The 12,731-nt window shown below is 66.2% G+C and carries 12 protein-coding genes; 7 read left to right on the forward strand and 5 right to left on the reverse strand.

The features are described 5' to 3' along the window. The first annotated feature begins 120 nt into the window (after positions 1-120). Complete coding sequence (locus tag HNQ73_RS09545; RefSeq protein ID WP_183334951.1) at positions 121-723, forward strand: TRAP transporter small permease subunit; 603 nt, start codon at positions 121-123, stop codon at positions 721-723. A gap of 29 nt (positions 724-752) precedes the next feature. Continuing rightward, positions 753-2,582, forward strand: a complete 1,830-nt coding sequence (locus HNQ73_RS09550) for a TRAP transporter large permease (protein ID WP_183334619.1) — start codon at positions 753-755, stop codon at positions 2,580-2,582. A gap of 82 nt (positions 2,583-2,664) precedes the next feature. On the opposite strand, the gene HNQ73_RS09555 is transcribed toward HNQ73_RS09550, so the two are convergent. The 3 genes from HNQ73_RS09555 to apbC form a co-directional block, all read right to left on the reverse strand. After that, positions 2,665-3,753, reverse strand: a complete 1,089-nt coding sequence (locus tag HNQ73_RS09555) for a TRAP transporter substrate-binding protein (RefSeq protein WP_183334620.1) — start codon at positions 3,751-3,753, stop codon at positions 2,665-2,667. Positions 3,754-3,924: 171 nt separating this feature from the next. Next, positions 3,925-5,013, reverse strand: a complete 1,089-nt coding sequence (locus HNQ73_RS09560) for a TRAP transporter substrate-binding protein (RefSeq protein WP_183334621.1) — start codon at positions 5,011-5,013, stop codon at positions 3,925-3,927. A gap of 161 nt (positions 5,014-5,174) precedes the next feature. After that, complete coding sequence (gene apbC, locus HNQ73_RS09565; protein ID WP_183334622.1) at positions 5,175-6,296, reverse strand: iron-sulfur cluster carrier protein ApbC; 1,122 nt, start codon at positions 6,294-6,296, stop codon at positions 5,175-5,177. A 201-nt stretch (positions 6,297-6,497) separates the two neighbouring features. Between apbC and HNQ73_RS09570 the strand changes: the two genes are divergently transcribed. The 4 genes from HNQ73_RS09570 to HNQ73_RS09585 all read left to right on the forward strand — a co-directional run bounded on the left by HNQ73_RS09570 (position 6,498) and on the right by HNQ73_RS09585 (position 9,754). Then, on the forward strand, positions 6,498-7,274 hold the full coding sequence (locus tag HNQ73_RS09570; RefSeq protein WP_183334623.1) for an ABC transporter substrate-binding protein: 777 nt from the start codon (positions 6,498-6,500) through the stop codon (positions 7,272-7,274). A 131-nt stretch (positions 7,275-7,405) separates the two neighbouring features. Then, on the forward strand, positions 7,406-8,125 hold the full coding sequence (locus HNQ73_RS09575; protein WP_183334624.1) for an ABC transporter permease: 720 nt from the start codon (positions 7,406-7,408) through the stop codon (positions 8,123-8,125). Continuing rightward, complete coding sequence (locus HNQ73_RS09580) at positions 8,122-8,832, forward strand: ABC transporter permease (RefSeq protein WP_183334625.1); 711 nt, start codon at positions 8,122-8,124, stop codon at positions 8,830-8,832. Before HNQ73_RS09575 ends, HNQ73_RS09580 begins: the two co-directional genes overlap by 4 nt. Positions 8,833-8,845: 13 nt before the next feature. Then, entirely contained in the window at positions 8,846-9,754 is a 909-nt protein-coding gene (locus tag HNQ73_RS09585) for an NAD(P)-dependent oxidoreductase (protein ID WP_276513675.1), read from the forward strand. Positions 9,755-9,808: 54 nt separating this feature from the next. Here HNQ73_RS09585 and HNQ73_RS09590 read toward each other — a convergent pair whose 3' ends face one another. Together HNQ73_RS09590 and HNQ73_RS09595 are read right to left on the reverse strand one after the other, a co-directional pair. Further along, complete coding sequence (locus tag HNQ73_RS09590; protein ID WP_183334627.1) at positions 9,809-10,552, reverse strand: MBL fold metallo-hydrolase; 744 nt, start codon at positions 10,550-10,552, stop codon at positions 9,809-9,811. Between the two features lie 314 nt (positions 10,553-10,866). Next, positions 10,867-11,400 carry a thermonuclease family protein gene (locus HNQ73_RS09595; RefSeq protein WP_183334628.1) on the reverse strand — a complete coding sequence of 178 codons (534 nt, stop codon included), beginning with the start codon at positions 11,398-11,400 and terminating at the stop codon, positions 10,867-10,869. 388 nt (positions 11,401-11,788) lie between these two features. On the opposite strand from HNQ73_RS09595, the gene HNQ73_RS09600 reads away from it, so the two are divergent. Next, on the forward strand, positions 11,789-12,724 hold the full coding sequence (locus HNQ73_RS09600; RefSeq protein WP_244650057.1) for a LysR family transcriptional regulator: 936 nt from the start codon (positions 11,789-11,791) through the stop codon (positions 12,722-12,724). The last annotated feature ends 7 nt before the right edge of the window (positions 12,725-12,731 follow it).

A 12,731-nucleotide genomic window follows, 5' to 3' on the forward strand; every position in this document is an offset into this window, starting at 1 on the left:
TAACCGGGGGATGCGCTACCACCCCCTGCGGGCGGCGGGCGCCAGACCCGTTGAATGGCCGCCATTTCCAGAGGAAAACCTCGGGCAAGAGGTAGGAAACGGTCCGAGAAGGGATGTCACGTGTCGATTCTACTTGCGATTTCGCGGGCCATTGACGCGGTCAACACGCGCATTGGCCGCTGGCTTGCCTGGCTGATCGTGGTCGCGATCGCCATCTCTGCTGTTAATGCCGTCATCCGCAAGGCGTTCGACATATCGTCGAATGCCTGGCTCGAACTTCAGTGGGTTCTGTTCGGCGCCGTGTTCCTGCTGTGCTCGCCGTGGACGCTGATCGTCAACGAGCACATCCGCATCGACGTGGTGCATGCCCGCCTTTCGGCCCGCGTGCGACAGTGGATCGAGCTCTTTGGCACAATCTTCTTCCTCCTGCCGCTGTGCATCGTGATGCTGCTCACGTCGATCCCGTTCGCCGAGCGCTCCTACGCCATCAATGAGCAGTCGCTCAATGCGGGCGGCCTGCCGCAATGGCCGGCCAAGATGCTGGTGCCGCTGGGCTTTGCCCTGCTGCTGGTGCAGGCGATCTCTGAACTCATCAAGCGCATCGCGGTGCTGCGCGGCGACATCGACGATCCCCATGCCGACGCCGACGTTCCGCCCGAGTTGGCGGAAGCGGAGCAGCTCATTCAGGAGCTCAGGGCCGATCCCGGCTCCGGCCGATCCTGACAATCCGCGAACGCTTCAGGAGCCTCTCCATGGTGGAGTTCTTCATCCACAACATGGCGCCGATCATGTTCGCGGCGCTCGTCGTCTTCCTTCTGCTCGGCTACCCGGTGGCCTTCGCGCTGGCGGCCAACGGCCTCATCTTCGGCCTCATCGGCATCGAGCTGGGCCTCTTCGCGCCGGACTTCCTGCAGGCCCTGCCCGAGCGCGTCTACGGCACGATGAACAACGACGTGCTGCTGGCCATCCCCTTCTTCACCTTCATGGGGCTGATCCTCGAGCGGTCGGGCATGGCGGAGGACTTGCTCGACACCATCGGCCAGCTCTTCGGCACGGTGCGCGGCGGCCTCGCCTATGCCGTCGTGTTTGTCGGCGCGCTGCTGGCCGCGACGACGGGCGTGGTGGCGGCCTCAGTGATCTCCATGGGCCTTATCTCGCTGCCGATCATGCTGCGCTACGGCTATGACCGGCGGCTGGCCACCGGCATCATTGCAGCCTCGGGCACGCTCGCGCAGATCATTCCGCCTTCGCTCGTGCTCATCGTCATGGCCGACCAGCTCGGCCGCTCGGTGGGCGACATGTATCAGGGCGCCTTCATCCCCGGCCTGGTGCTGACGGGGCTCTACGCGGGCTACATCTTCCTCTCAAGCATGATCAATCCGAAGATGGCGCCGGGCCTGCCGCCGGAGGCGATCGGCTACCGGGAGCCGAACGGAGCCCGCGGCATCTGGCAGCTCGTGGTGCTGGTCATCTTCTCCGCCCTCGTCGGCTACTACGTGATGACGCAGACGGAGGTGCGCGGCGGCGCCGACTTCGTCGTGCTCTCCATGTCGGTCGCGGTCGTCGTCGCCTTCCTCTCGGCGCTGTTCGACCACTACCTGGGCGCGCAGCGGGTGGTGCTGACGTCCGTGGCCGCCGCCGTCCTCGTCGGCATCTACGTCGTCCTGCGTCAGGGTGGCTGGCTGACGGCGGCCCTGGCGACGGAAGCCCTGATCGCCGGCACGGTCTATGCCCTCGTCGCGGGCCTTCTCGCCCGTTTCGCCGGCATCCGGCTGATCTCGAACATCGCCCGGCAGGTCACCTTCGTCATGGTGCCGCCGCTTGGCCTCATCTTCCTCGTCCTCGGCACGATCTTCATCGGCGTTGCCACGCCGACGGAAGGCGGCGCCATGGGTGCCACGGGTGCCCTGCTGCTCGCCCTGTTCAAGGGGCGTCTCAAGCTGGACCTCGTGAGCCAGGCCACCTATTCCACGGCCAAGCTCTCCGCCTTCGTGCTTTTCATCCTGCTCGGCGCACGCGTCTTCTCGCTCACCTTCTACGGCGTCGACGGGCACAAGTGGGTGGAGGAGCTGCTGCTGGCGCTGCCCGGCGGCGAGACCGGCTTCCTCATCGTCGTCAACATCCTCGTCTTCGTTCTCGCCTTCTTCCTCGACTTCTTCGAGCTGGCCTTCATCGCCATCCCGCTCATCGGGCCGGCGGCGGAGCGCCTCGGCATCGATCTCATCTGGTTCGGCGTTATGCTGGGCGTGAACATGCAGACGAGCTTCATGCACCCGCCCTTCGGCTTCGCGCTCTTCTTCCTGCGCTCAGTCGCGCCGAAGACGAGCTACATCGACAAGGTGACGGGCAAGCGCATGGAGCCCGTGACGACGGGCCAGATCTACTGGGGCGCGGTGCCCTTCGTCGTCATCCAGATCATCATGGTCGCGCTCGTCATCCTGTTCCCGCAGATGGTCATGCACTACCGGTCGGCGGGTGTGCAGCTCGACGAGCAGCAGCTCGAGCAGCAGCTCGAGAATCTCGCGCCGGGGTTCGACGACCTTGCGCCGCCGCTGGACCTCGGCCCGCCGAAGATCGAGTGACGCGAACGAAAAGGCCCCGGATCCCGGGGCCTTTCCTTCACCGCAGCGGACGGCCGGGGCAGAGCCGTGCAGAGGGCTTCCGTCATCCGCGGGTGCGGTTGCGGATCATGAAGTTGTCATAGGTGTATTCACACACCTGCCACCACAGGTACTCGTCGTTGCGGAAGCGCTTCATCGACTCGTAGGTGCGCTTGAACAGGTCGTTGCGGGCGGCGATCTCGTCAAAGATCTCGCTGGTCGCCTTGAATGCGGCCTCCAGGATGTCCTGCGAGAAGGGGCGAAGCTGCGCCCCGCCTGCCACCAGGCTCTTGAGCGCAGCCGGATTCCTGGCGTCGTACTTCTCCATCATGTCGGCGTTGGCGAATGCCGCTGCCTGCCGCACGATGGCCTGGTAGTTCTTCGGCAGCTCCTCCCACTTCGCCTTGTTGATGAAGAAGTGGATGGAGGCGCCCCCCTCCCAGAAGCCGGGATAGTAGTAATAGGGCGCGACCTTCTGGAAGCCGAGCTTCTCGTCGTCGTAGGGGCCGGCCCATTCGGCCGCGTCGAGGGAACCCTTCTCGAGCGCCGGATAGATGTCGCCGCCGGCGATCTGCTGCGGCACGACGCCGAGCCTGGCAAGCACCTGGCCACCAAGGCCACCGATGCGCATCTTGAGCCCCTTGAGGTCGTCGACCGTCTTGATCTCCTTGCGGAACCAGCCCCCCATCTGGGCCGTGGTGTTGCCGCCCGGCAGGCCGTAGGCACCGAACCGGCCGAAGAGCTCGTTGAGCAGAGTCATGCCATCGGCATGGTTGAACCAGGCATTCTGCTGGCGCGTGTTGAGGCCAAAGGGCACGGCTGTGCCGAAGGCGAAGGTGGGGTCCTTGCCGACGTAGAAATAGGGCGCCGAGTGACACATCTCGACCGTGCCGTTCTGTACCGCGTCTAGCGCCTGCAGGCTGGGCACGATCTCGCCCGCCGCAAAGACCTGGATCTGGAACCTGCCGTCCGTCGCCTCCGAGACGGCCCGTGCCAGCACCTCCGCACCGCCGTAGATCGTGTCGAGGGACTTGGGGTAGCTCGAGGTCAGGCGCCACCGGATTTCGGGCGCCGATTGCGCGATGGCCGGCGATGCCACCGTGCCGGCGACGAGGCCGGCGCCGGCCGTCTGCAGAAACTGACGACGCTTCATCGTTCGACCTCCTTCAGGACGTGCTCGTCGTGACGGATGCGCTGCAGTCTGTTCCCGTCCGTGGGTATCGCTCCCCTCCGGCCGAAAAAGGGCAAAGGCCCGCGCCCCCCGGCGCGCAAAGCAAAAGGCCCCGCCAGGGCGGGGCCTTCAGTGCCGGCTTGCGGCAGGCAATCAGCCGCGCGCGCGGGCGCGGATCATGAAATTGTCGTAGGTGTACTCGGCCACCTGGAACCACAGGTACTCGTCGTTGCGGAACGCGCGCATGTGGTCGTAGATCTTCTTGAAGTCGGCGTTGGTGGCCGAGATCTCCTCGTAGATCTCGTTGGCCGCCTTATAGCAGGCCTCCATGACCTCCTGCGGGAAGGGCCGCAGCTGGGCGCCGCTCGCCACGAGCCGCTTCACCGCGCCCGGGTTCTTGGCATCGTAGCTCGCCTGCATGTCGACGTTGGCGCGCGCGGCGGCCGACGTCAGCACGGAACGGTAGATCGGCGGCAGCTCGTTCCACTTCGCGTCGTTGAAGAAGAAGTTGAGCGCAGCGCAGCCTTCCCAGAAGCCCGGGTAGTAGTAGTAGCGTGCGACCTTCTGGAAACCGAGCTTCTCGTCGTCGTAGGGGCCGACCCACTCGGCCGCGTCGATCGTGCCCTTCTCAAGCGCCGGGTAGATGTCACCACCGGCGATCTGCTGCGGCACGGCGCCGAGCTTGGCCAGCACCTGGCCGGCGATGCCGGCGATGCGCATCTTGAGGCCCTTGATGTCGTCGACCGTCTTGATCTCCTTGCGGAACCAGCCGCCCATCTGCGTGCCGGTGTTGCCGCCCGGCAGCATGTAGATGCCCGACTTCTTGTAGAACTCGTTGAGCACCTCGAGGCCGCCGCCGTGGTAGAACCACGCATTGATCATGCGGGCGTTGAGGCCGAAGGGCACGGCGGTGCCGAGCGCGTAGGTCGGATCCTTGCCGACATAGTAGTAGGACGCGGAATGGCACATCTCGACGGTGCCGTTCTGCACCGCGTCGAGCGCCTGCAGGCCCGGCACCAGTTCGCCGGCCGCAAACACCTGGATCTGGAACTTGCCGTCCGTCGCCTCCGAGACGGCCTTAGCGAACACTTCCGCAGCACCAAAGATGGTGTCGAGCGACTTGGGGAAGCTCGACGTCATCCGCCACTTCACCTCCGGCATGGACTGGGCGATGGCGGGCATGGCAACCGCACCGGCGGCAAGCCCCGTGCCTGCCGCAGTCAAAAACTGGCGACGCTTCATATCCGTTCTTCTCCTCTGAGCTTTCCTGTTTGGCCCTGGCGGTTCTGTTGCCGCTCTCCTCTGTATGGCGTGCCACAAGAAGCCAGTCCGCGCGCCGTTTCAAGACGGAAATTCGTCTTGGGCCACTGGATTTTTCGCACGGCACGCCAGGTTGTCGCGCGTCACTCGATCACGATGCGCGGCGCAGCGCGGCCTGTGGTGCCGCCGGTGAGAGCGGCCGCGATCTTGCGGGCGATGTCGAGATAGGCCTGCGCGTGCGGACCGTCGGGCTCGCTGACCACGACAGGCAAGCCCGCGTCGGACTTCTCGCGGATCGTCATGTGCAGCGGCACCTCGCCGAGGAAGGGCACGCCAAGCCGCTCGGCCTCGTGCCGCGCGCCGCCGTGGCCAAAGATCTCGGAGGCATTGCCGCAATGGGGGCAGATGAAGGTGCTCATGTTCTCGACGATGCCGAGGATGGGCACGTCGACCCGACGGAACATCGCGATGCCGCGCCGCGCATCAATGAGTGCGAGATCCTGCGGCGTCGAGACGATGACGGCACCGGCGAGCGGCACCGCCTGGGCCATGGTGAGCTGGGCATCGCCGGTGCCCGGCGGCATGTCGACGACAAGCACGTCGAGCTCGCCCCAGGCCACCTCGCGCAGCATCTGCTGGATGGCGGACATCACCATCGGCCCGCGCCAGATCATGGCCGCCTCCTCGTCCACGAGGAAGCCGATGGACATGACCTTGAGGCCGTAGCCCTCGAGCGGCTTGAGCGTGCGGCCGGACATGACCTGCGGGCGGCCCTTGAGGGCGAAGAGACGCGGCATCGACGGGCCGTAGATGTCGGCATCGAGCACGCCGACGGAAAGGCCGGTGCGGGCGAGCGCCAGCGCGAGGTTGCAGGCGGTGGTCGACTTGCCCACGCCGCCCTTGCCACTCGCCACGGCAATGATGTGCCTGACGCCTGGCACGGCCACCTTCGCCTGCGCCGCAGCCGCGCGCGGCCCCGGCTGGCGCGGGGGCTGGGCCGCGGGCCCCGAGCCCGCCGGCCTGTCCGACGTCAGGGTGACGATGGCCTGGCTGACGCCGGGCACCGAGGCCGCCGCCGCCTCCGCCGCCCGGCGCATGGGCTCGAGCTCCATGGAGCGCGCCGGGTCGATGGCAATGGAGAAATAGACCTTGCCGTCCTGTACGACGATTTCCGACAGCGCCCCCGATTGCGGCAGGGGCGTCTTGCCGTCCGGTCCCGCCACCTTCGCCAGATGCTCCAGAATCGTCTCCCGCGTCACCATCATGCGTCTCCCTGAAACGGGCGCACATTGCGACCGGTGGCCCACCCGGTCAACAGCGGGCCTGCCCCGCCTGCCCGGGTCGGGCCCGGTTCGGCAGCGCGACATCCACACGCCTTGCCGGAATTGCCGCGATCGTGGAAACATCACGACAGAGCCAGCCGCATGCAGCGGCCGCGCCACCAAACAAGATTCCAGAGGTCCGAAATGCGTCTGCCGATCGCTGTCGCCGCCGTTTTCCTTGCCCTGACAGGGGCCGCTTCCGCCAAGGAGTGGAAGGAAATCCGCATCGCGACCGAAGGGGCCTACCCGCCCTTCAACTTCTTCGATTCGAACAACACCCTGCAGGGCTTCGAGGTCGATCTCGCCAAGGCGCTCTGCGAGAAGATGAAGGCGAAGTGCACGATCGTCGCCCAGGACTGGGACGGCATGATTCCCGCCCTGCTCGCGGGCAAGTACGACGCCATCATGGCGTCGATGTCGATCACGGAGGAGCGCAAGCAGAAGGTCGACTTCTCCGACAAGTACTACCAGACGCCGCCGTCAGTGGCCGTGCCGAAGGACAGCCCGATCGACAACGTCGATCCCGCCACCTTCAAGGGCAAGACGATCGGCGCCCAGTCCTCGACCATCCACGCCAACTACGCCGAGGAGGTCTTCGCCGACGCCGGCGCTTCGGTGAAGCTCTATCCCACCCAGGACGAGGCGAACGCCGACCTGGCCAGCGGCCGGCTCGACGCTATCATCGCCGACAAGACCGTGCTGTCCGAGTGGCTCAAGACCGACAACGGCGCTTGCTGCAAGCTCGCCGGCGACGTCGACCGCGAGGCCAACGTCCGCTTTTTCGGCAACGGTGTCGGCGCTGCCGTGCGCAAGGAAGACACTGACCTCAAGGAAATGTTCAACAAGGCGATCGCCGAGGTGCTGGCCGACGGCACCTATCAGAAGATCCGCGAGAAGTACTTCGACTTCGACATTTACTGATCTGCCCCGGGCCCGCGTCGCTCCTGCCTGCCGGCAGGGGCGGCCGCCTGCCGCCCCTTCGGGCGAGGCCCGCATGAAGCCGCCCGCGGAGGGGGCTCTCCCGCCCTTGCTGCGGCACTCGCGGTGACTGGATGAACCACTATCTCGAACTTCTCTCGTTCGGCCCCGGCGGCTGGGGAGACGAGCTGGCGCGCGGAGCGCTCGTCACCATCTCGCTCGCGCTCGTCACGCTGCCCTTCGGGCTCATCCTCGGCCTCGTCGTCGCGCTGGGCCAGCGGTCAGGCAACCGCCTGGCGCACAAGGCGGCCATCGCCTTCACCACCGTGTTTCGCGGCCTGCCGGAGCTTTTGACGCTCTTCATCGTCTACTATGGCGGCCAGATCCTGCTGCAGAAGGTGGCCGGCCTGTTCGGCTACGGCGCGCAGATCCAGATCAACTCCTTCCTCGCTGGCTTCTTCGCGCTGGGGCTCGTGCTCGCCGCCTTCTCAAGCGAGGTATGGGTGGGCGCCTTCAACGCCATTCCCGACGGGCAGCGCGAGGCGGCGAGGGCGTTGGGCCTGTCCGCCGGGCTCTCGTTCCGCCTCGTCGTGCTGCCGCAGCTCATCCGCATCGCCCTGCCCGGCCTCGGCAACAACTGGCTAGTGCTGCTGAAGGACACGTCGCTCGTCTCGACCATCGCGCTCGCGGATCTGATGCGCCAGACGAACCTCGCCGTCGGGGCGACGAAGGAGCCGCTCTTCTTCTATTTCGTCGCCTGCCTCGTCTACCTGTTCTTCTCCATGCTGTCCGGCGGATTGCTGGGACGGCTGGAGGAGCGCCTTGGGCGCGGCCAGACGCGGGGGGCGGCATGACCGAAATCATCGGCAGCGTCATCAATCTCGACCTCATGGCGCGCTACGGTCCGCGCTTCCTGGACGGTGTCGTCGTCACGCTGCAGCTCGTGGCGATCTCCTTCCTCCTCGGGGGGCTGCTGGCCGTGCCGGTGGCGCTCGCGCGCCTCTCGAAAAGCGGCGTGCTGCGCGCCCTCGCCTATGGCTATGTCTATTTCTTCCGCGGCACGCCGCTGCTCGCCCAGGTCTTCCTCGTCTATTACGGTGCGGGGCAGCTGCGCGGTGCCTTCGAGGCCGTCGGGCTGTGGACCTTCTTCCGCGACGCCTGGTTCTGCGCGCTGCTGACCTTCACGCTGAACACGGCGGCCTATCAGGCGGAGATCTTTCGCGGCGGCATACAGGCTGTGCCAAGGGGCCAAAGCGAGGCGGCCTTCGCGCTCGGCCTGCCGCGCTGGGTGGCCTATGTGAAGGTGGTGTTCCCGCAGGCGCTCGTCACCGCCCTGCGCCCGCTCGGCAACGAGCTGATCCTGATGATCAAGGCGAGCGCCATCGTCTCGCTCATCACCATCTACGACGTCATGGGCGTGACGCGGCTCGCCTTCTCGCGCAGTTTCGATTTCCAGGTCTATTTGTGGGCAGCAGCCCTTTACCTCATCCTCGTCGAGGCGGTACGTCGTCTGTGGGCGGCCGCCGAGCGGCGGCTGACACGGCATCTGAAGCCGGTCTGATCAGCCGGCACGGGTGCGATGGGCGTCATCGCCCCTCAATTCATCGGGAGCGGAACACATGAAGGTTGCCTTTCTCGGGCTCGGCGTCATGGGCTATCCCATGGCACGGCACCTCAAGGACAAGGGCCACGAGGTCACCGTCTACAACCGCACGGCTGCCAAGGCCGAGAAATGGGTGGCCGAGAACGGCGGCCGCGCGGCAGCCACGCCGAAGGCCGCGGCCGAGGGGCAGGACATCGTCTTCGCCTGTGTCGGCAACGACGACGACCTGCGCTCCGTCACCATCGGCCCCGACGGCGCCTTCGCCGGCATGAAGAAGGGCGCCATCTTCGTCGACCACACCACCGCCTCGGCCGAGGTGGCGCGCGAACTCTATGCGAAGGCCCGGGAGATGGGCCTCGGCTTCGTCGATGCGCCGGTCTCCGGCGGCCAGGCTGGTGCCGAGAACGGCGTGCTGACGGTGATGTGCGGCGGTGACGAGGCCGACTACGCCAGGGTGGAGCCGGTCATCGCCAGCTATGCCCGCGCCTGCCGGCTGCTCGGCCCGTCTGGCGCCGGCCAGCTCACCAAGATGGTCAACCAGATCTGCATCGCCGGCCTGGTCCAGGCCCTCTCGGAGGGCATCCATTTCGCCAAGAAGGCGGGGCTCGACGTGGAGGCCGTGATCTCCGTCATCTCCAAGGGGGCCGCCCAGTCGTGGCAGATGGAGAACCGTTGGCAGACGATGAACGAAAACAAGTTCGACTTCGGCTTCGCCGTCGACTGGATGCGCAAGGATCTCGCCATCTGCCTGGCCGAGGCGCGGCGCAACGGCGCCCATCTGCCCGTCACCGCCCTCGTCGACCAGTTCTATTCCGAAGTGCAGCGCATGGGCGGCAACCGGTGGGACACCTCGTCCCTTATCGCCCTGCTGGAGCGCTGAAACGGCCTGCGGGCCGCAGCCGCCCGCAGCCCTCCTCCGCGGCGGCGCGGAGCGTCAGACCTCGCGCGTCAGCCCGTCCTCGGCAAGCAGGAAGCCCGCCTCCGTGGCCTTGTGCCGGACGGCCAGCATGGCCTCGTTCATGTGGGTCAGCATGATGGCGCGCGCCGTGAGCCGGTCGCGATTCGCGATGAGCGTCTCGAGGTCGAGATGGTTCGCGGTGCGACCGGACGGGCGGTAGCACTCGACGACGAACAGGTCGGCATCGCGGGCGATGTCGACGAGTGCGTCGGTCCAGGTCGTGTCGCCAGAATAGGCTAGCACGCGCCCGCCGGCCGTCACGCGCACGCCGGTCGACGGCGCGCCGGAGGCATGGTCGACCTCGTAGGACTCCACCTTAGCCTCGCCGAAGGTCCACGGCGTGCGCAGCGGCAGGTCGATGACCTTGAGCGGGAAGCGCCAGTCGTTGCCGACGGCGCCCGGATAGAACACCTCGAGTGCCGCCTCCAGCCGCGCGCGCGTGCCCGGCGGTCCAGCAATGGTGAGCGGCGCCTTGCGACTCGAGGCGAACTGGGCATCGAGAAGGAAGAACGGCAGGCCGCCGAAATGGTCGCCGTGCAGGTGCGTGAGCACCACGGTGTCGATCACGTTGGGCGAAATGCCGCGCTGCTTCAGCGCCACCAGGGAGGTGGCGCCGAAATCGACTGCCATCGTGGTGCGGCCCGCCTCCACCAGGAGGCAGGTATTGAAGCGCCCGCCCGAGCCAAAGGCATCACCGCTGCCGATAAACGTCAGGCGCATCGCTCAGCCCTCCTGCGCCGGCGCCTGCTGACGCACCGGTTCCTGCTCAACGCTTGCGCGCATCGTCGATTCCTCCTGCGGCGGCTGGCAATCGCCCCTTTGGGCAAGTCGACCACCGCCGTCTGCACCCGTCAATCGCCCCGACAGGGCGGACGCCCGGGTTCACAAAAAAGAAGGGCGCGGTGTTGAGCCGCGCCCGAGGAGGGGTCAGGGAGGGAGGTCCTTGATGTCGATAACTGTAGGCCCCGGCCTTTGTTCCCGATGTGCGCCAGAACACATGGGCAAAGGGTTAGTGAAACGGCGTTAACGCGGCCTCAATGCCGCGCCCGCCAGTCCGCCGGCCGCTCGAAGCTGCCCTGCCACAGCCCGCGGCCGGCCGTGCGCGCCGCGGCTTCCTCGACCCGATAACGCCCGTTCGCCACGGCCCAGCCTGCGGCGACCAGACTGGCGCCGATGTCCACCTCACCCGCCCTGCACCGCCCGAGCAGACGGTCGTAGCGATCGCGGCCGTGGGCGACGCAGGTGACGTTGGCGCCCGCAACCAGACGGAAGAGCGCGCGGCGGGCCGCCCGGCCGCAGGCATAGGTGCCGGACGGCCGCTCGCAGAACTGGTCGATCTCGGGCGCATCGAGCCCCTCGAGCCGCAGTGGCCGTCCGTCAGCCAGGCGCAACGTGTCGCCGTCGATCACGTCGACGGGCCCGGCGATGTGCGTCTCCTCCCGCCACAGCAGAACCGCAAGCACGATCAGGAGCACCGTGAGCACCGCGACGGCCCGCAGCAGATCGCGCAGCCGCCATTCCACATGGCGCTGCCTGCCCCGCACCACAGAAACTCTGCCCCGTCGCATGGGCGCCTTCTAGCCGAGTTCCCTGAGGAGGACCTTAACGGCGACGGCCATGGCCGCCGGAAAGGCCACCAGCGGCAACGGGCCGGCAACCATGCCGCACGGCCGCAGAGCCTGCCGCACGATTGGCAACACCTGCAACACAGATATGCGCGCCACCCCGGCAAGGATTCCGGCCCCGCAGACCGTCCAACGACCAACAAAACTGCAAACCGCGAAAATATTTTTCTCGATACACAAATAATTTATACGCTAGAAATAATAAATGAATGTGTAGGATTTTATTAAATTGTGATTTTATAATGAATTGCGAAAGAGATAATGGATGCTCCATGAATATGAATGATAAGAATATCTTTTATTATAGCGTATTTCATAAAGCGAGGTTTTCATGGACAAGCTGATGATGATGGCAGTATTTGCCCGCGTCGCGGCTAATGGCAGCTTTGCAGAAGCTGCACGGCATTTTCGCATTTCTCCGGCGGCTGCGACCAAGCACGTGCAGATGCTGGAAGAGTGGCTGGGTGCGCGGCTGCTCAACCGTACGACGCGGCGCGTCAACCTGACGGAGGCCGGCGCGGAGTTCTACGCCCGCTGCGTGCCGATACTCGAGGAGGTCAACGACCTGCGCCATGGCGTCAGCTCCATCCAGGAGCAGGTGAAGGGCACCTTGCGCATCAACGCGTCGATGACCTTTGGCGTGACCTATCTGATGCCCGTCATCGACGGCTTCCTGAGGGAGCACCCGGAAGTGCAGGTGGACCTCACCCTCAACGAGATGATTGTCGACATCATCGAGGAGGGCGTCGATCTCGCCGTCCGCATCGGACGGCTGAAGGACTCATCGTTCATCGCGCGCCGGCTCGCGCCCTGCCGCTTTGCCCTGTGCGCCGCCCCGGCCTATCTCGCCGAGCATGGAGAGCCCCTGCTGCCCGCCGACCTCGCCCAGCACTCCTGCCTCGACTACGCCTACCGGCAGAGCCAGTCGAACTGGACCTTCCAGGGGCCGGAGGGTGAGGAGAGCGTGCGCGTGCAGCCGCGCCTCATCGTCAACAACAGCTTGATGCTGCGGGAAGCGGCGCTGCGCGGCCTCGGCATCATCCTGTCGCCGACATTTGTCGTCGGGCCTGAGATCGCGAACGGCACACTCGTGCCGCTGATGCCCGATTACACCCCGACGGATGCCGGCATCTACGCCGTCTACCCGCAGGCGCGCTACCTGCCGCTGAAGGTGCGGCTCTTCATCGACCGGCTGGTCAGCCACTTCGCCGGTGAGCCGGCGTGGGACCGCTGGCAGACGGAGCCTCAGCAGCGCGATGTCGCCTGAGGCTGCC

The organism is Chelatococcus composti (assembly GCF_014201415.1).
Classification (GTDB): domain Bacteria; phylum Pseudomonadota; class Alphaproteobacteria; order Rhizobiales; family Beijerinckiaceae; genus Chelatococcus_A; species Chelatococcus_A composti.